General features: G+C 40.3%; 15 protein-coding genes and 1 pseudogene. 4 read left to right on the top strand and 12 right to left on the bottom strand.

The genetic code is table 11. The features are described 5' to 3' along the window. The first annotated feature begins 144 nt into the window (after nucleotides 1-144). A complete protein-coding gene (locus IGI84_RS03910) occupies nucleotides 145-2283 on the top strand; it encodes a HelD family protein (protein ID WP_430600791.1) in 2139 nt (712 codons plus the stop codon). Between the two features lie 171 nt (nucleotides 2284-2454). Here the strand turns inward: IGI84_RS03910 and IGI84_RS03905 are convergent, their stop codons facing one another. Next, nucleotides 2455-3831 carry a PcsB-like coiled-coil domain-containing protein gene (locus IGI84_RS03905; RefSeq protein WP_220426625.1) on the bottom strand — a complete coding sequence of 459 codons (1377 nt, stop codon included), beginning with the start codon at nucleotides 3829-3831 and terminating at the stop codon, nucleotides 2455-2457. 391 nt (nucleotides 3832-4222) lie between these two features. On the opposite strand from IGI84_RS03905, the gene IGI84_RS03900 reads away from it, so the two are divergent. Next, nucleotides 4223-5623 (top strand): metallophosphoesterase, encoded by a 1401-nt coding sequence (locus tag IGI84_RS03900; RefSeq protein ID WP_430600790.1) that lies wholly within the window; start codon nucleotides 4223-4225, stop codon nucleotides 5621-5623. Nucleotides 5624-6072: 449 nt separating this feature from the next. Here IGI84_RS03900 and IGI84_RS03895 read toward each other — a convergent pair whose 3' ends face one another. From IGI84_RS03895 to IGI84_RS03870, 6 genes and pseudogenes are all read right to left on the bottom strand, one after another. Next, the gene (locus IGI84_RS03895) at nucleotides 6073-6426 is read right to left on the bottom strand and encodes a nuclear transport factor 2 family protein (RefSeq protein WP_081118384.1); all 354 of its coding nucleotides are present in this window, start codon (nucleotides 6424-6426) and stop codon (nucleotides 6073-6075) included. A gap of 589 nt (nucleotides 6427-7015) precedes the next feature. Further along, nucleotides 7016-7216: a cold-shock protein gene (locus IGI84_RS03890; protein ID WP_005225331.1), complete on the bottom strand. Its 201-nt coding sequence runs from the start codon at nucleotides 7214-7216 to the stop codon at nucleotides 7016-7018. A 247-nt stretch (nucleotides 7217-7463) separates the two neighbouring features. Further along, nucleotides 7464-7634, bottom strand: a pseudogene (locus tag IGI84_RS03885) (family 1 glycosylhydrolase); the annotation flags it as partial. Nucleotides 7635-7795: 161 nt separating this feature from the next. Next, the gene (locus tag IGI84_RS03880) at nucleotides 7796-9106 is read right to left on the bottom strand and encodes a PTS transporter subunit EIIC (protein ID WP_220426627.1); all 1311 of its coding nucleotides are present in this window, start codon (nucleotides 9104-9106) and stop codon (nucleotides 7796-7798) included. Between the two features lie 11 nt (nucleotides 9107-9117). Beyond that, nucleotides 9118-10530 carry a glycoside hydrolase family 1 protein gene (locus IGI84_RS03875; protein ID WP_430600789.1) on the bottom strand — a complete coding sequence of 471 codons (1413 nt, stop codon included), beginning with the start codon at nucleotides 10528-10530 and terminating at the stop codon, nucleotides 9118-9120. 156 nt (nucleotides 10531-10686) lie between these two features. After that, entirely contained in the window at nucleotides 10687-11418 is a 732-nt protein-coding gene (locus tag IGI84_RS03870) for a GntR family transcriptional regulator (RefSeq protein ID WP_123834646.1), read from the bottom strand. A 258-nt stretch (nucleotides 11419-11676) separates the two neighbouring features. Here IGI84_RS03870 and IGI84_RS03865 point away from each other — a divergent pair, with 258 nt between their 5' ends. Next, complete coding sequence (locus tag IGI84_RS03865) at nucleotides 11677-12261, top strand: polymer-forming cytoskeletal protein (protein ID WP_086293139.1); 585 nt, start codon at nucleotides 11677-11679, stop codon at nucleotides 12259-12261. A gap of 193 nt (nucleotides 12262-12454) precedes the next feature. On the opposite strand, the gene IGI84_RS03860 is transcribed toward IGI84_RS03865, so the two are convergent. From IGI84_RS03860 to IGI84_RS03845, 4 genes are all read right to left on the bottom strand, one after another. Beyond that, on the bottom strand, nucleotides 12455-14119 hold the full coding sequence (locus IGI84_RS03860; protein ID WP_081118380.1) for a peptide ABC transporter substrate-binding protein: 1665 nt from the start codon (nucleotides 14117-14119) through the stop codon (nucleotides 12455-12457). A gap of 228 nt (nucleotides 14120-14347) precedes the next feature. After that, entirely contained in the window at nucleotides 14348-15295 is a 948-nt protein-coding gene (locus tag IGI84_RS03855; RefSeq protein WP_430600787.1) for a hypothetical protein, read from the bottom strand. A 108-nt stretch (nucleotides 15296-15403) separates the two neighbouring features. After that, nucleotides 15404-16243, bottom strand: coding sequence for a Cof-type HAD-IIB family hydrolase (locus IGI84_RS03850; protein ID WP_430600955.1), 840 nt, complete (start codon nucleotides 16241-16243; stop codon nucleotides 15404-15406). A 156-nt stretch (nucleotides 16244-16399) separates the two neighbouring features. Next, the gene (locus tag IGI84_RS03845; protein ID WP_430600785.1) at nucleotides 16400-17023 is read right to left on the bottom strand and encodes a GNAT family N-acetyltransferase; all 624 of its coding nucleotides are present in this window, start codon (nucleotides 17021-17023) and stop codon (nucleotides 16400-16402) included. A gap of 73 nt (nucleotides 17024-17096) precedes the next feature. Between IGI84_RS03845 and IGI84_RS03840 the strand changes: the two genes are divergently transcribed. Then, a complete protein-coding gene (locus IGI84_RS03840) occupies nucleotides 17097-17885 on the top strand; it encodes a MerR family transcriptional regulator (protein WP_430600784.1) in 789 nt (262 codons plus the stop codon). A gap of 87 nt (nucleotides 17886-17972) precedes the next feature. Here IGI84_RS03840 and IGI84_RS03835 read toward each other — a convergent pair whose 3' ends face one another. Then, entirely contained in the window at nucleotides 17973-19745 is a 1773-nt protein-coding gene (locus tag IGI84_RS03835) for an oleate hydratase (protein ID WP_008377255.1), read from the bottom strand. Nucleotides 19746-19818 lie beyond the last annotated feature (73 nt).

Genomic DNA, 19818 nt, shown 5'->3' with positions numbered 1-19818 from the left:
ATTCTGCTTGCTCCCATGACATTGGAACAATCAGCTGCCTCTTCCCACTATTATTATACCGCATCCAGAGTCAAAAAAATAGACTAGTATTTTTGGTGGATGCTCGTATAATTGAGATACTTTGGAGAATGGATGTGAGTCTGAATGAACGACCTAAAGGCTGAAAAGAAGCATCTCGCAGACACGTACCAGCAATTGCTGACACGAAAGACAGTGTTGAACAGCTTCTTGACTGAAGGCAGAAAAAAAGATCGCCTTGCGATGCAAAGCATCGGCGAAGAGATTCGCTTAAACTTTGATAGTTTTGCTGACCGTTTAGATACTTTTGCTGCCATCGAAAGTAAGAACCGTGAGATCGACCAAATGAACGCCGCTCTTCAATCTGCTGAATGTGAATTAGCTGCCATCGACCGTCTACTGGATAGTCCCTACTTTGGTAAAATCTCCCTACAATTTGAAGATGAGGAAATGATAGAAGATTTTTACATTGGGATCAATGGTTTTGTTAATGAAAATAAGGAAGGGCTGATCTATGATTGGCGCTCCCCTATTGCCGAATTGTTCTATGCAAAACGCTTGGGCCCGGTCTCTTATCAAGTGAACAATCAGACGATTTCTGCTGCTCTTGAACATCGCCGACAATTTATTATCGAAAAAGATCACATGAAGCAAGCCTTTGATACCTCAGTCGCGATTCAAGATGAAGTGTTACTGGCAGCCCTTGAAGCCAATAATAGTCAAAAAATGCAAGATATCACTGCTTCGATCCAACACGAACAAAACGTCATCATCCGTGACTTAGCGCATAAAAACCTACTGGTCAACGGTGTTGCTGGAAGCGGAAAAACTTCTGCTGTCATGCAGCGGATCGCCTTTTTGCTGTACCATTTTCGTGATGAGATGACCGCAGAGAATGTCTTGATCCTCTCTCCGAACTCTCGGTTTATTGATTATATTTCGCAAGTGCTGCCTTCCCTCGGTGAAAAAAATCCATTGACGCTGACCATGCGGCAGTTTTGCCAAGCATTTCCTAGCGTTGACTTAGAATCGGAAGCGGCGTATTTTGACCGCATCCAGCAAGCCCCCTGTGAAGCAATCGACCTTTTGCGCAGTGCGGACTTCAGTCACTTTCTTCAATCCTTGAGCAAACAGCTGCCAGAAGAACTTGTGCTTCATTTTAAACCAATCAAAAGAAAAAACGTCGTCCTTTTTTCTGAAGAAACGATCGAGACTTTCTTCCAAGAGACACCGAAACAGGCACCCTTGCGCGATCGCATCCAAGCTGTCAAAAAGAAATTGGCTTACGCTTGGGAGGATCGATTGCAAAAAAATGCCTTAGCAGCGAATGTTCACGACCAAGTTCGTTCTTTGACTGAAGACGAGCAACGATCCCTTTTAGGGACAGTTTTAAAAGATGATTCAGAAAAAACGATTCAGAAAGCAGCCCTTCGCCTCCTGAAGAAAAAATATGCAAAAGTTACGAAACAAATCAACGACCTTACTTGGTTTGATACGAAACGATTGTTAGCAGACAGTGCCGACTATTTTACTCATGGACAGATCACTTTGACGCCAACAACAGCTAGTTTGGATTATACTGTTTGTCTATTGCTGATTCGTCATTTGCTTGCCGAAAAACAACCTGTCCCTGCGTTGCGCTATCTGTTTATTGATGAAGTCCAAGATTATACGCCAGCACAAATTCAGTTTCTATTATGTCTTTTTCCTATGACCGCTTTTACCCTCGTGGGGGATCAGCAACAGGCGATCTTTACTAGTGCCATCACCGTATCAGAAATCCAAACGTTGTTTCAACAACAGGCGAAATCCCTCGAAACGTATCAGCTGACTACGAGTTATCGGTCTAGCGGTGCAATCACACGGTTATTTGCCCAAATGCTGCCAAAAGAAACCAATTTAAACATCTCTGCCGTTCGACCAGAAGGAAAGTTGCCACAGTTTTATGCCAATCTGACTGACGTTGCGTTAGTAGACATAGTAAAGGAACTTAAGCAGCCAGTAACGATCATCACCAAAGATAGTCGATCCAGTGAGGAGCTCAAACAGTTCTTCGATAAACAGGCCGTGTCATTTCATGGAACGGTTTTACCGATTCATCTTGCCAAAGGATTGGAATTTAAGCAGGTCCTATTATATGATGTCTCAGAAGAAAATTATCATACCGATCAAGATCGACGGATTCTCTATACGGCGATTTCTCGGGCAATGGAAGAACTGGTGGTAACTTCAAAAGGAACCTTTTCGCCGTTTCTCACTCCTTGAATAGTAAAACGAGAAACCTCCTACTTTCTATAGAATCTTGATGAGATTTGAAAGAATCCTGTCTTGTCTCTCTAGGTAGTTCTCTCACCTAACTGATCAAGAAGTGAAAAAGCTATCGATCAAATAAAAAAGCATCAACGCGATTGCGTTGATGCTTTGCTTTTGATTTGATTAGCGATGGATGTAAGTATATCCAGATGCGCTCATTGTTGCAGTGTTTGGTCCACCAGGACTGTCAAAGCCCATTCCGCCTTGAGAGATCGTGATCGTATTGTTTGATGGGTTGTATGATTCAACATAGGCTACGTGTCCATAAGTTGGATCAGCAGTCCATTCACCACCAACTGATTGACCAGCGGCAAAGACTACAACGGCACCGGCTGCTGGTGTACCATTGACAGTGTACCCATCAGCTGCAGCTGACGCACCCCATTGTGCACCATTTCCCCAGTAAGTACCTACCCAAGGAGCACGGCTTTTCACGTACCAAGTACATTGACCCCAAGCATACATGTTCCCTGAGCTTGAATGATCTTTTCCGCCGCCAGTAGAAGTACTTCCGGTAGAATTATTGTTTGATGAAGAGTTTGAACCTGAGTTATTTGAACTTGAATTGCTTGAACCAGTGTTTGAAGAGCCTGCGTTCGATGAACTTGAGCTGTTAGAACTGCTGGTATTGCTGCTTGAGCTTATGTTGCTTGAAGAACTACTTGTTGCTGTTTCAGTAGAAGCAGTTGTGTTCTCTGTTGTGCTTTCCGTTGATTGAGCAGCAGCTTCTTGCGCTTCTTTCAAAGCAGCAGCTTGTCTTTCCTCTTCTGCTTTTTGAGCAGCAGCAGCTTCTTGTTGTTCTTTCAAGACACGGGCTTTTTCAGCTTCTGCTTCTTGTTTTTTCTTGTTCAATGCATCTTTGTCTTTTTCAGCAGTTGCTTGTTCAGCTGCTAAGTTTGCTTTCAAGACATTTAAATCAGCTTGTTTTGCTGCAATGGCATCTTTTTGTTGGCTAAGTTCTGCTTGGTTTGCAGCAACTTCTTGGATCTTGCTTTCGTTTTCTTTGACTTTGTCTTCAACATCTTGTTTGTCTTGTTTTTGTTGTTCAACTAAATCATTGTTCGCATTGACGATCGTTGTCATCGCTTGTACGCGACCGATAACATCCGTTAAAGAGTCTGCTTCTAAAACAGCATCAATGAAATTGGTGCTTTGACCGTTAACTTGTACATCACGGGCTTGCTTTTGGATTGCTTCTTCACGTTTGGCAATACGCAATTTCAATGTTGCGATTTTGTCTTGCAATTTCTCAGCTTCTTGACCTAACTCAACTTGTTTTGCTTCTAATGAAGCAACTTTTGCACTCACTGTTTCAATTTCTGCTTCTAGAGAATCGATCTGTGATTGGGCGTCAGCTTGCTGACCTTTAAGAGAATTGATTTTTTGGTCTTGCTGCTCGATTTGATCATCAATGGAATCTGCAAATGCTAATGCAGGTGCTGCAACTGCGGTTAATGTTAGTGAACACACCATTAATGCTGATAACAAACTATTCTTCACTCGTTTTTCCTCCGACTAGCTGGTTGATTTGACAGATGAACTGCCTTTATAAAAACTTAATTTTGTCTAAGAAAGTTTAATGTTCGATTTAACGACAAATGAATTCTACCATAATGATATGACACACAGATAAAGGAAATGTTACAAAAATGTTTCAATCTAACACTCCCTTTATCTCAGCGATAAATAACAGGACAATTAAAGACCGTTAAATCAATGTTTCTGAATAAGTCACCACGTTTTCTTTTCATTTTCAAAAAGTGACGTTCTTTCCATTTTAGTTATTTTTATCCCATAAAAACACCTAATTAATAGCACTTATAGTTTTTTTTGAATTATCTTAAAAGAAAAATTATGAAAACAAGAAATCATTCAAAAAAAGACCATTTATGTGACAAGATCCCTATTCCTTTCTATAATAAATAAAACAAGCGAGGAGGGAATCGCGATTCGTACACACAAAAAATGGTTTTGGCCATTGGCACTTCTTACACTTTTAGTCACCTGTTTCCTGTTATTCTTTCAATTTCGTAAGGTGCATGAAGCCGATACTCCATTGCAACAGGCAAGCAACAGTGAGTTTTGGCTCTTAAGTGATATTCATTTTCTTTCCTCCACGCTTCATGATAATGGCGCAGCCTTTCAGACCTTCACACAAGGAGCTGCTGGCAAAGAGATGACGTATCAAGAACAATCAATCGAGGCCTTCACCGCTCAAGCCTTAAAAGAGAAACCCACGGGAATTATTTTGACTGGTGATATGACGCTCAATGGCGAGAAAGCAAGTGCTCAAGAGTTGGCAAGATTGCTTGCACCATTGCAAGAAGCTGACATTATGGTTTTCGCATTACCTGGCAACCACGAGATTTACAATGGTTGGGCGCGAGCATTTAAAGGTGAAAAGGAATACTATGCCGATCAAATCAGTCCTGAGGATTTTCAAACGATTTTTGCTGAAGGTTACGAAAAAGCCAACAGTATCGACAAGTCTTCCCTTAGCTACAGCATTCAGTTAAATGACAAGTATCGCCTCTTTTTGCTCGATTCATGTATCTACGATTCTGAGGTTAATTGGGATGATCCTACAACGAATGGTGAGTTGAAACCAGCTACTCTAACTTGGTTGGATGAGCAATTAACCCTGACAAAAGAAGCAGAGCAAGTACCACTGGTCTTTTTACACCATAACTTGTTCAGTCATAATGAGTTGTTACAAGACGGTTATGTTCTCGACAATGCCTCCGAAACTGTCGCTTTGTTGGACCGTTTCAACGTGCCAGCCGTTTTCTCTGGTCATATCCACATTCAAGACATTAACGAAGGGAATGATTCGCTTTATGAAGCAGTCACTGGGTCTTATTCAACAGCAGAATTAGGCTACGGTGTCCTTTCTCTTTCTGAAAAGGAAATCGACTATGAAGCTCGTCAAATTGATCTCGATGCTTGGGCGGCTGAAACGAAGCAAACTGATGAACAGTTGCTGGACTATCAAAACTACCAGAAAAGTGTTTTTGAAAATGATACCGACCAACTGGTCCGCGACCAATTGTCCGCCGTGTCTGAACTGTCAGATGCCCAGATCACACAACTTTGCACGTTTGTCACGAAGCTGAACACTGCCCTTTTTACTGGCAATGATACTTACTCAGCCGAGAAAATAGCTGCCATCAAAGATTCCGAGGAGTATCAGTGGTTAGCGACCTATTCTTACTTTTTGAAGCAATATGTCGATTCAATGCTGGACGATCAAACCGATGATCGCAAGCTGACGATCCCCCTCACAGCAGAATAAAGCCAAAAAGTGTCTTCTTCCTTTCTTTTAGGAAAAAGACACTTTTTCTTTTCTAATGAACGATAGCCCTCTCGTTTGGGTAAACGAGAAGGCTATCTGACGAGTCAATATTTATTCTTTGAAAGTGCAGCATACTATTACTACTATTATTTATTTCTCATTTAAACGATACAATCCCTAACCTCTATTGTATCCTTGTAACTCTGAAGTTACGCCAGGTTTGAATAAATTTCTTCAAAACAAGTAACGTGTGGTACAAAAATATTTGTCGCTTATCAATAACTATACCATGAGACATAGTGCAAATGGAAGAAAACGTACTTATTCTTAAACATTACTTAAACAAAAAGCTTTGTTTTCATACAGTGTTGCCCTTTAAAAATTTTAAGTGAAGCGATTAACCTTCCTGTCATGCATATCTGCTAACCATTCGTATAAAGGAAATCCTTTTATTCAATAGGCAAGTCGTGCTGTTTTAAGAAAGATAATTTATCCCAGTAGCCTCTTTGAAATAAAATTTTATCATTTACTATTTGAAAAAAACCGCAGCCTCTCAAACCTAAAGGGTCACGCCACTCTAAAATTGCCCATTGTCCATCTTCAAAAATATTCTCCACGATACAAACCATTTTTGCGTTAGAAAAATCTTGCTCAAACATCTGCTTTATCGCTTCTTTTCCAATAACTGGTTCATTGGCAACCTGATGATTGATTGCATTGTCATCATATAATTCTGAAATACTTTCTACATCTGCCTGATTAAACGCATCAACCCATTGGCAAAGTATTTCTTTTGGCTTCATATAAATCCCCCCCTCGATAGGTAATCATCTTTGTTCCCATCTGCAATAAAAAAAGCAGCTAATTTGTATCAATATATTCTACTTTTACAATTGATTCAAGACAATATCGATGAAATGAATAAGAATTATCGATCTTTCACATCAATTACTCTTGTATAAGTACGGGGGACCATATATTGAATCGTGGCATTTTCCATTGTACCTGTTTCTTTATTCCATTCAAATGAGACATGCCATTTGAATCACGAGCGATCATTGCTTTTATTGATAGCGATGTTACTAAACCTATTCAATCACTTTTTCATTTACTTTGAACGGCATTTATTTATTGAATACGGTATAGTGCCCTCTTTCTCTTTTCCTCTTTTGATACGCTTATCATCGAATGAGAAATCATGGGTAAGATTAACGCAACGCTTAGGGCTAGTTGACTATTGAAAGCAAAGATGTGCTATTTACCATGTCAGGCACTCAAAACCTGCAACTATTCTCTTGTAGCAGGTCATCAAAACCCGATCCTTTTCAATATTTATATAAAATAAAACCAAAAAAAGCGAGAACCCAATGGATTCTCGCTTGTTAACGTCAATTAACCTTTAACGATGTTTGTTGCTTGTAAGCCACGTTGGCCTTCTTCAACGTCGAAAGTCACTGCTTGACCTTCTTCTAAAGTTTTGAAGCCGTCGCCTTGGATAGCTGAGAAGTGAGCAAATACATCATTGCCGTCTTCACCTGTAATAAATCCAAAACCTTTATCTGCATTAAACCATTTTACTGTACCGTTATTCATAAACGTATACCTCCATATTACACATCGACTGTGTTTATTTGTTTGTAATAGAAAATGATGTGTAATTGAAGTGTGTATCAATAGAAAAGATAAACAAGTATTAACATATCAGAACTTTACCTATTCATCATAGCACGGTTAAAATAAAATAGCAAATAAAGTTGGGCTTTTTTCTTGATAAAAAGCGAAATTGTTAAGAAACCTTATGATTAAGCCTAGCAATTGCTTTATCTGGAAGAATCAAAAATCAAAGAGTTGCGCCGTTTGAAGCAATTACTTTTTTGTACCAATCAAATGACGCTTTCTTGATGCGTTTCTTTGTGCCATTGCCTTCATCGTCTTGGTCAACATAGATAAAGCCATAACGTTTCGACATTTGTGAGGTCGAAGCACTGATGATATCGATGCAGCCCCATGCCTTTATGTATCAGTTCATCATGGATTTGATCGTATCGAGGTTCAAGCAGTTGACTGATCGAAAGCGAATGTAGCAAAAAAAACACACGCACAGCCGATAGTGGAAAGAAGCCTCCGCTCACATGACTGGACGTGTGTTTGTTTTTTATAGGAAAAATCTGCTTATTTATTGTCCGTTTCGCTACCTCTCATACGGTTCGAAGCTAAAACAAATGGAGTATAGATCAAAAAGGCTAGCACCAAAATAACTACTTGAACCAAAATGGCCGCAAAACTTTGATAACCTACAAAAGCATTGACAAATAAGGGCAATCCAAACGGCACTTCCACACTAGCTGCTGGAATAATCTGGGTCACTGTAGCAATGTAAGCAACAACGGTAGCCATCAATTGCGAAAGGATAAATGGAATCGCAAAAATTGGATTCATAACGATTGGTAATCCATAGACTAGCGGTTCATTGATACCGAAAATCCCAGGAATCAAAGCTAGTTTTGAAATGAGTTTTTGATCTTCTCTTTTTGAAAAAACCAGTAAAGAGAGAATCAAGGCAATCGTCACTCCAGCCCCACCCATTACCACATATACTCGAAAGAATGTCATGGTCAACGGATTTGTAGCAGCTTCTCCTGCTTGAACTTGCGCAATATTGTCTGCAAGACCTGCTAACGCCAATGGACTTAAGATAGGCATGATCACCATATTGCCATGCAGACCAAAGACCCAAAAAATGGCTGAAGCAAAAGCTAATAAAATGATTCCAACAGGACCGTTTTGCATCACTTTTTGCATCGGTACTTGCAATGTATTATAGATAATGTCACTTAAATAATTGCCCGTCCAATTGAAAATAACGGTACTAATAATTGAAAATACTAGAAGAACGAGTAGTACTGGTATCAAAGAATTAAAAGACCGAGCAATTCCGCTTGGTACGCTTTCTGGCATTCGGATTTTCAATTTTTCTTTTTTCATTAACCAAGAAAAAAGTTCCACTGAAAGAATAGCAATTAGCATCGCTACAAACAAGCCTTGTGCATTGATACTTGTTGTTGCAATACCACTGGTTAAAATGTCCTCCATTCCTTCCACCACTGTTACGATCGTTTGTGGCACGATCGTCAAAAATGAAACGACTGCTACTAACGCACTATAGTTTTCATCCACACCATTTCTTTGCCCAATAATTTTCCCAATCAAAAAGGCAATGGCAATACTCATCGTCGACATAGTTGCATAATTAATTGCTGTAAAAGCTGGACCGATAGCGCTTAAAAAAGAAAAAGCTGCAAATTGCGCCAAACCGACTTCTTCAGAACAAAGAATGGTGTTAAATAAAGTTGCGAACGAGCCAACAATAATAAATGGCATATAAACGGTAAAGGCTGTTTTAATACTGTAAAGATATTTATTCTGATTGATCGCTTCGGCAGTGTGGCCGATTTTATTCGCAAAAGAATCAAAAAAAGACATGATTTCCCCTCCTACATATCAGCTAGATTTTTATTTTGTTCGATTATTTTTTTGTAATACGCAAAGCTGTCTTTCTTGCGACGCTCAAATGTTCCGTTTCCTTCATTATCAACATCTACGTGGATAAAACCGTATCTTTTATTCATTTCTCCTGTGCCTGCACTTACAATATCTATGATCCCCCACCACGTATAAGCAAGGATTTCACAGCCATCATGGATGGCTTCAGATAAGGCAAGCAAATGATCTCTTAAATAGTTTTGGCGTTCTTTATCAATAATCTTGCCATTAGCGTCTATGTGATCTTCCATGCCGAGGCCATTTTCAGCAATCATTAATGGAATTTGATAGCGATCATACAATTCGTTACATACATACCGCAATCCCAAAGGATCAATTTGCCAGCCCCAAGGCGAAGTTTCTAAATAGGGATTTTTTTTCCCTTGTGGACCGCCAGTTCCCGTCTTCATCTTTAAATCATGAGAGTAGACTGTCGTTAAGTAGTAACTGAATGCTAAATAGTCACTCGTATAGGATTGAATCGTTTCTAAATCGCCTTTTTCTATTTCAAGATTGATAGATAACTCTTCAAATAATCGTTTAGAATATGCTGGATAGGCACCTCGGATCATCACGTCTGAAAAAAACAAAGATTTTCTGCGAAACTCATAACTACCAAATATATCTTTCGGATTGGGTGTATCAGGGTACACACCACTAAGTGAAAGCATACAGCCCATTTTTGCTTTAGGATTTATCTTCTTCAATGATTTGTTTGCTAAAGAATGGGCAACGAACATATGATGAGCTGCTTGATATTGCGCTTGTGCAGGATTTTCGTCTTCCTCAGTTCTTAAAGCGCCCGCAAACCACGGAATTTTTACAATATTATTGATTTCATTAAAGCTCATCCAATAAGTGACCTTTTTACCATATTCTGAAAAAATCAGCTCACAATAATTAAGAAAAAAAGAAATCAGTTGCCGATTTTTCCAGCCACCGTATTCTGTCGCCAAGAATAATGGTGTTTCATAATGAGAGATGGTCACGATTGGTTCGATCTTGGCAGCTATTAGTCCATCAATCAAGCGATGGTAAAAGTCTATTCCTTCTTGATTCGCTTCTTTCTCATCGCCACGTGGAAAAAGTCGCGCCCAGTTGATTGAAAAACGAAAGCATTGTAGACCCATTTCTTTTAACAAAGCAATGTCTTCTTCAACATGATGATAAAAATCGATTGCCTTGTGGGAAGGATAATAGTGATCTTTTTTTAACTGAGGATCAATCGTCAGTAATCGATCTTTCCCCACCGGTAAAATGTCGCAGATTCCCAATCCCTTGAACCCCTCTTGGTAGGCTCCTTCCGCTTGGTTTGCTGCAATGGCTCCGCCAAATAAAAACTTGTCGGGAAATCCTTTGCTCATAACTATCACTCCTCTTTCTTGATAGCTAAAATTTATCATAGAAAAAGAAAAGCACAATTTTATAAAAAGGCTTACAATTTTTGATTTAAAAAGGTTTCACAAAAAATCTGGTACCTTTTAAAGATAGAAATCCATCTATAAAAAGTACCAGAAAAATCAAAAATCATGAAGTTTATCTTGTTGATGTCGAAAATCGAAGGTTTCTTTATTAAATGGCAAACGGAAAGTCCCTTTATAATCTACAGCAATTCTTGAAGTTAACTCAACAATCAGTCCCTCAGTAGTAATCGTTCGGCTGGTGACTTTCATTGCAGCACTATTTTTTTTAAGATGAAAGACTTGCGCATCTTGCTCCGAGAGATTTACAGCTTCAAAACTCGTCAAACTATGAGAGATATAATAACCAGCATCAATCAATAGTTTCTGAATCGAACCTTTCCCCATCTCTTCATCAAAATAAGGAAATACTTTTTTAGGAAAAATCGACTCTTGGATCTCCGTTACCTTTTGATCAAGAATGCGTAGACGCTTCAATTCCCAAACAGATCCAATCAATTGGGCATCAAAGATATTCGCTTCTCTTTTTGTCATTTCTCGTTCTTTTAATAAAAGGACTTTTGATTCTATTTGATTCGACTTTTTTTCAGTTACCGAGCTGTAGATCAAGCTTGGGTTTACTTTTGTCTTCTTGATTAGATAACCTTTTTTAGGGACAGCTTCCAAAACACCTATATCGATCAATTTTTTTAACGCTTTTCTAACAGTATTTCGCGATACTTCATATTTTTCCGCGAGATTTCTTTCTGAAAGAATTTTTTGGGAGGGTTTGCTCTTCTTTTGATAGATTTTGCTTAATAAATCCTCCACAATAAACTCAGCTTTACTCATTCTTTCCCCCCCTCTTTTTCAGACCATAGCTTCCTTCAAATTTTAGCATTAATCTTTGTCAATAAACCACCTACGATTTTTTTAACCTACAGAAATTTTCCTATCTCTCCCATCTGTGAATTTGAAATTTTTTTAATCCTAGGCTGCTATTTATTAAATTTCTCCTCATTTATGTTTTTTGTTTCACAAACTTCACTTCGGTATGGTATAATCATTTTGTTTTTAAGAAAACTATGGGAATACAAAGGAGAAGGAAACATGAAAAAAACTAAAATCACTTTAATCGCTGCATCATTGCTTATGGGAGGCACTCTTTTAGCTGCATGTAGTTCAGATAACGATACAGCTGCAAGCTCATCATCATCAACAGCAGCTTCAACTGCTGCATCAACTGAATCATCAGATGACGTTGTTTCAACTGCTTCTATCAGTGACCAAACTTCAGTGATCGAAAAAGCATTGAGCGCAGATGGTAACTGGATCGTTGCTGTAACTGCTGACATGACATTTGATAACGATGTAACCGTTGATGGCGAATTCCACGACAAAGGTGACGACTCTGCTGATATCTACCGTAAATTTGCATTGTACTCACAAGATGAAGACCGCAACGTAACAGCTGAATACACAGTAACTGTTCCTAAATTGATCGTTAACTCAGAAAACTTCAACATCGTTCACGGTGTAATCAAAGGTGACGTTGAAGTGAATGCTAACGGCTTTGTATTGAACGGTGCAAAAGTTGAAGGTAACGTAACATTCACTTCAAAAGAATTCCAAGATTCAGCAACACTTGACGAAGATGGCGCTTCTGTAACAGGCGACGTAACAGTTAGCGAATAATCTTTCACTGGATTTCTGTGAAATAGATGAACAAAAAACGAGGTTGGCAAGTTGATCATTGATCCCTTGCCAACTTTTTTTGTTTTTTTATAAACAATTGCATCCGCTCTCATTACTAACATTGTGTAAGTAAGAACAAAGCACAAGAAAAAAACTGGTTTGCTTACGCAAAACCAGCTTCTTCTTTAGACGCTTATTCTTCAATAACTGCCCACTTGTAATCGTATTGCGCACCGGCACCGTGAGAAACGACCCCTTTTACTTTTGGTGCACGTAAATGAGCTTCAACGTTTTGGTACACAGGGATAACCCCTTGTTGATCCATAATGATTTTCTCTGCATCCAACAAATCTTGCCAGCGGGCATCGGGATTGCCAGCATTTGTCGTGGCAGATGATTTCACTGCTGCATCGTACTCCTCGCTTGTCCAACGACCGCGGTTGTAAGAATTATCGGTAACAAACAAATCAGTAAAACTGCTGGCATCCGCATAGTCAGCACCCCAGCCACCCATAACGACATCAAAATCACCTGAGTTTGAACGATCAAGGCGAACGGAGAAAGGTACGGGACTTAGGCTAACTTTCACCCCATCAAGCGTATCTTGAATCGCACTTTGAATATATTCAATGGCTTTTTTGGTTGAGTCTGTGTCAGAGGCCAAAATTTCAAAACTTAAAGAATCGATTCCCAAAGCCTCTTTGGCTTTTTCCCAATGTTCTTTGGCTTTTTCTTGATCGTATTCAATGACACTTTCCGCTTCATCGACAAAATCAGTATTATCAGTTGGGTTAAAGGTCATTCCTTTTGGTATCAATCCTGTGGAAGCCAATGAACCATCACCTAAAATCGATGTCACTAATGCATCACGATCGATGGCATAAGAGATTGCTTTACGTAGATCCTCATTGCGGAATGGCGAATCTTCTTCTCGCTGATTCAACTCAATATAGGAAGTACGGGCTAATGGTTCTGACACAAATGCTTCATCATTGGCCATTTGCTGTGCCAATTCTCCTGTTAAGATGACGTCGTCCGCTTGCCCATCCTGGAATAGATTCAAGGAGGTCGATGATTCTTTTACGACACTGACATTGATCGTATCAAGTTTCACCGTCTCTTTATCCCAATATTGGTCGTTCTTTTCATATGACCATTCTGTATCGGTTCCTGGACCATCAAAGCCAGCTAACACAAACGGTCCATTGTAAACAGCATTGTCGCTTGTTGAAGCATATTGATCGCCATTGTCTTCTACGACTGCTTGGCTTTGTGGGAAGAAGGATGGGAATGCCAATAAGTATTGGAAGTATGGTGTAGGAGTCGTCAGCGTGATTTCTAATTCATAGTCACCGACTGCTTTGATCCCCAATTCTGAGGCATCTTTTTCACCTGCTGTTATCGCTTCGGCATTGGTTACGGGCGCAAATAAGTACGCATATTCAGAACCTGTTTCCGCACTTACGGTGCGTTGCCAGCCAAAGACATAATCCGCTGCTGTTACTGGTTCTCCATTTGACCATTTGGCATCTTCTCGTAGTTTCAATTTATAGGTCAGACCATCTTCACTGACTTCCGCTAATTCGGCGGCACCTGCTGGTTCGGGCTTACTATCAGCATCTAAGCGGTACAACCCTTCATACACATTATTTAAAGCACTGAAACTGATCGTATCGGTGGCTAAGGATAGATCGGCACTCGGCATTTCTTGTTGAACCACAACATTAAAAATTTGTTCGGCAGCTGCTGTCCCACTACCACTTGAACTTTCACCTGTACTTGATGTCCCTCCTGTTGAGCAACCTGCTAATACGATTCCACAAACAGCGACGACACCATATCCCCATTTTTTCTTCATCTTACCTACCCCTTATGAAAATCCAAAATTTTCAGAATTATTACAAAAATCTGAATGTAAATAAGATTTTAATAAATATTAATTATAAAAGCAAGCTATTTTTCTCATTTTATTATTATTTATTTTTTATATTAACACTACATGTTATTATTTATGACACAAAAACAAAAAACACAAAGCGAACAAGATCTCGCTTTGTGTTTTTTTATCTTTGGATAGAAAAGTGGATTACTCCATTTTGTAGCTTTGACGCGTCACTTTACCATCTCGTACCGCAGCGATAATAGTTGGCACCGCCCCAATCGCCGTAAAGAGATAGACCAGACCTAAGTTCCCGTAATATTGACTCGCTTCCAAATACCCTTCACGAATCAAATCAGGTAAAATACGGAAAGCATAGAAGACATCAACGTCCGTGTAATAATTCGCTACACTGATCGACCAGTCAATACGATTCCCGACATAGACCATGATGATCATGACGATAATACTACTAATAATACCTTTTGTGCTGAGTTTTCCACCTAATAATTCATACCCTTTGATGGCACAGATCGCCATCGCGATCCCAGACAATGCAGCAACATACCCCAGTTGTCCTAATAAAATAATTGCGCCGGCACCAATCAGTGAGCCAAGAAACGCACCCATGGTTCCAGCTAACCAATTTTCTTTTTTCTGCCCTTTTTCCCGTTCTTGCGCAAGGACTGCTTCTTGTTGTTTCTTAAAGCAAGCTTCACAGGCAATGACGGGAGCGCCGCCAATAGCATACAGCGAAACCGGCTCAGTGACCGCGCCGCAGAAGGTACAAGCATTTTGGAAGCCTTTCGTCTTCAAAAAATTCGTCAACTGGTCCAACGCAGTACGTAACTTGTCCACAGTTTTCCCTGCAGTCATCGCTCCGCGTAATGTATAGGCAACTTGATATCCTTGGATCACACAGTCGATGATCTCTTTTGACTCACTTAAAACTTCTTTGACTTCTTCTTGGTTGGGAAGTTCGCCATCTTTGCTAAGTGAAAAGTGAGCCACTAGAGAATAACTATTGTTATTCTCTTGAACTAAAAAAAGTTTATAACTATGATACGTTCCATAAATCACCCCAGTGGAAGTATCAACGGAGAGCCCCAACGGCTCGGCAAATTTGGTCAATGTCTTCTCGATCTTCTTATTCATTTTTCTCCTTCTTTCCAACAAACACTTACCTTTTTAGGTATAGCTAAAAGTTTAAGGAGAGTAGAAATGAAAGTCAATCAATTTGTTCAAAAAACCTAGTTTTTTTATCTATTCTGTGACAAATCGTCGCAACGCATCAGTAACCCCATGATCTGTATTGCTAGCCGTCACAAAATCAGCTTTTGCTTTGACCAATTCGGGCGCATTCTCCATCGCAACACCAATACCAGCTGAAGCAATCATTGGCAGGTCGTTAAAATTATCGCCGATCGCTAAGGTTTGCGCCAGCGGCACTTGAAAATAGGCCGCCAATTCATTTAGCGCCTTATCTTTTCCCACAGCTTGATGAGTGACTTCCAAATAATTCTCTTTGGATAAGTAAAAGGCGCTTTCTAAAAATCCAGCGTTCTGGCAGGCAGCATGAAGCGCTTGGATTTCTGCCGTTGTGCCGATCAAAAGAAACTTATGAACCTCAAAAGCTTCTTGTGCCAACAGTTGTTCTAATAAAGTTTCTACAGGAGTCTCTTTGGTGATCGCCGCTTCTGCTAGTGCCCATTGGTCCACTCTTTCGCAATACCACTGATCACCAGAGTAGACATTGATGGAAACACCAGGAAAATCAGCTTTGATGCGCGCAACCAAAGTTTTTGCTTCTGCTTTTTTGACCTCATGACTGAAAATCGGTACCAGTGTGCCCTTTTGATCGTACCCTCCAATCAGGGCACCGTTGTAACAAGCCAAGGGCCAGTCTTCTATCCCTAATTCTTGAGCTATCGGTAGCATTCCTTTCGGGGAGCGAGCGGAAGCCAAAACAAAAGGAATCGCTTGCTGCTTCAATCGTTTGATTTCTTCAATCAAATCCAGATCGATTTGATGCTTATGATTCAAGATCGTCCCATCAATATCACTTAAAATAAACCCTATCTGCTTTTTTTCCAAATAAACCATCCTTTCCCATTCCCCATCCTTTTTACGAAAGCGGATCGATCCATCGCTTTCGACCAAAATAAGCGCCGTTTCCATAAAACGAAAACAGCTTCCTTGACCTTCTTTGCTTCCAGTTTACCATACTAGCCAATGAAAAAAGAGTGCGTCGCTGCACTCTTAGGAAGTATAGATATAAAACTCGATTTCCTTCTTGATTGGCTTTTTGATCCAGCGTTTCACAGCTGCTGCCCGCTTCAAGCCCATATGCTCATAAAAACCGTAATTACAGGTGGTATCGGTATAAAGGAAAAACGGAGCCGTTTTTTCCTGCTGGACCATCGCTAAAAAGGAAGTAAAGAGCTGCTTGCCTACACCCAATCCTTGTGTTTTGGGACTAACGGCAAACAAACCAACTTCGGTCTGAAAAGGAGTTTGTAAGTCTTTCAACATCGCTTGATTTAACTCAGCCACCTCTTTGGCATAATGCAACAGCGTGTTTCTCCCTTCTTTCGTAAGCAGTAAGCAGCCAGCATGCCAAATCGTTTTCCCCCAATAGTGCATTGGATGAAGCTTCTTCTCTCTTTTACTGTCTGCTAATAAGATACCGACAGCTTCACCATTTAAAAGAGCCACACGTGAATAGGTCGCACGGGCAAGTTCATAACACAAAAAGACGTGAGCAAAGTGCTTGGCGGTCTTCTTGTCAAATTGCTTGTCGTAGTTCCAGCTATCAATAATTACTTGCACAAGCGCAGGCAGATCTTCTCGTTTAAATGGTCGATATGTTACTTGTTTATTCATTCTATCTTCCTCCCAGTAGTTGACTATCCTTAGTATAAAGTTTACAGTAACTGTAAAGTCAAGGAGGAACGCCATGAAAACCAAATTAAAAGTATCGGAAATGGCACGCTTAGCGCGGATCAATCCTCGGACACTCCACTATTATGACGAGATTGGGCTATTTCAACCAAACAGCAAAGACGAGAATGGGTATCGGTATTATTCCCTTGATCAACTTTTGGATCTTGGATTGATCCTGTCATTGAAAGAATTATCGATGCCCTTAAAAGAGATCCAAACAGCGTTGCAGGGGGATGCCGAGACCATGAGAAACTTATTGGAAGCCAAGCGGCAAACCATTGATGAAAAAATTCAGCAGTTGATCAACATCAAAAAAATCATCGAACGAAAAGCGGCGGATTTGCGCCTGGCTGCAGAAAAAACTTCCCCCTTCACCTTAAAGGAACAGCCAGAGGAATATTTCTCCCTTAGTCCTAGATTAAACGGTAGCTCCATCCCAGAGATGATCACCCAAGCCTACGACCTTTTGATGGCACAGCCTTATCTTTTCTCGAATAACGAATATGGTTTTATGATTCGGACGAACAAAGACGATACGCAAGACATCGACTACGTTTATGTGCAGCAAGAAGAACCACAACGAGCTTCCTTCGTGAAACCGGCAGGTTGCTACTTAACCACCATTTATCAGGGGGATGACGAAGGATTGAAGCAGTTCTATCAAAAACTCAAGCAGCTGATTGCGACGCACCAATGGCAAATCGATGACTACTTCTATGAACGATCGATCCACGAAACGACCCTTAGCAACGAGCAAGCTTATTTGACAGAGATCCAAGTACGGATTTTATCTGAGGAATAAGGATTCGTTCAAACAACACTAAAAAGTAAATGAAAAAACGCAACGACCACGAGCAGTTTCTTTCGCCTCGTTGTCGTTGCGCTTTATTTAAATCAAATGGTTTTCTTTCAACAGATCGCCAATGTAGGTATGTTCGGTTTTCTTAACGAAGCCTTCCAAGAGTTTCCGTTCGATAAACGGCAGCTCCATTTCCGTGATTTTTTTCTTATCGGTCAGATAATAGACAGCTTTGGCCAAAGTACGTAGATCATAAGCGGAAGCAAACACTTCCGGCACCCCGCGTTCCACATCTAATAGCTGATAAACAGCCTCCATGGCGGTCCGAACGGAATATTCTGTTGTAAATACAGTGTCTCGTTCAGTCTCTGCGAAATTACCGATAAAGGCTAAGTTTTTGGAGCCATTTGGAATAACTAATGGCCGATCCCCTGGTTCACGCAGCATGAAGTAGGAAGTGATAAACGGCATGTAGACTGGAACTGCCACACTTGATTCTTTTGAAATGCGTTGGATTTCTGCTTCCGGCACGCCTAAATGGTAAAGCAGTTCTTGCACGATTTCTTGTCCAGAACATTGTTCAATTGGTTTTTTGATGTAGTTTCCTGGCGTATTTGACAACAAGCCATACACCCATGTGATCGTTTGTTGGTCTTTTTGTTCTTTAAAGTGCGGTTGGCGATGGGTCGCAAAGCTCATCATCCAATTGGAATCTTTGATGGTGATGATCCCGCCAGTGACGATTCTGCCTGTTCGTAACTTGCGATGGGTCAATTTTTCTAAATAAGGTTCCACATCAAAATTCTGCCAAGTAACAGTTGCCGAAACAAACCAGCTTTCTTCAGGTAAGTTTTCATAAAAGACTTCTGGATGACCAAACTCAGGCGATTGCGCCGCCAAGTTTTTCCATAAACGCCAGCTGCCACCAGGTGCTTTTGAGATAGGCGCTGGAGTATAATGGTCCCCTTGCGTGGAACTTTCAGTGATCGATCCGTTTGTAACAAAGACCAAGTCATCTTCTGACAAAGGAATTTCTTCGATTGCCCCCGCTTTTTCTAGCACAAGTTTTTGAGCAACTTTTTCCTCGCCCACGATCCGAACATCGATATTGCTGACTGTGCATTCATATTGGAAGTCGACTCCTTGTTCTTCCAAATAAGCAAGTAGTGGTTTGACCAATGACTCATATTGGTTGTAACGGGTAAATTTTAACGCGGTAAAATCAGGCAAGCCATCGATATGATGTACAAAACGCAACACATAGCGACGCATTTCAATCGCCGAATGCCATTTTTCAAAGGCGAACATCGTACACCAGTATAGCCAAAAATTGGATTCAAAAAATTCTTCGCCAAAAACATCTTCGATTTTTTTCCCGATCAATTGATCTTCTGAAGTCATAAATAATTGGGTCAATTCTTTTTGTGCTGTAGCAGACAACGTAAATTCTCCATCATCTGCTGCTCGTTGACCGCGATTGTGGATGATCCGACAGTTAGACGAATTTGGATCATCGTGATCCAACCAGTAAAACTCATCTAGCACCGAAGCATCTTCCACCTCCAAGGATGGAATCGAGCGAAATAGATCCCACAGGCACTCAAAATGATTTTCCATTTCGCGACCGCCGCGGGTCACAAATCCATCATGGGGAATGAATTTTCCGTCTAATGAACCGCCTGATAAAGAAAGTTCTTCAAGGACGTGGATTTTCTCACCCGCCATATGGCCGTCACGGATCAAGAAGACTGCCGCAGCAAGTCCTGCTAATCCCCCACCAACAATATAGGCTTCTTTCTTTTCGACATCTTTCGGTTTTCTGCTTCTTGCAAAAGCTTCGTAATTTCCGTTCGTATATCTCATGTAGATCCCTCCTAATATTGGTACGTTTTTATGGTATCAGTAACTATTTTTTTTGACAAAAATTTGTACTAGT

The sequence above is a fragment of the Enterococcus sp. DIV0008 genome (assembly GCF_050542615.1).
Lineage (GTDB): Bacteria > Bacillota > Bacilli > Lactobacillales > Enterococcaceae > Enterococcus_D > Enterococcus_D innesii.
Note: the sequence above shows the minus strand (reverse complement) of the source record. Positions and strands in the feature narration are given on the sequence as shown.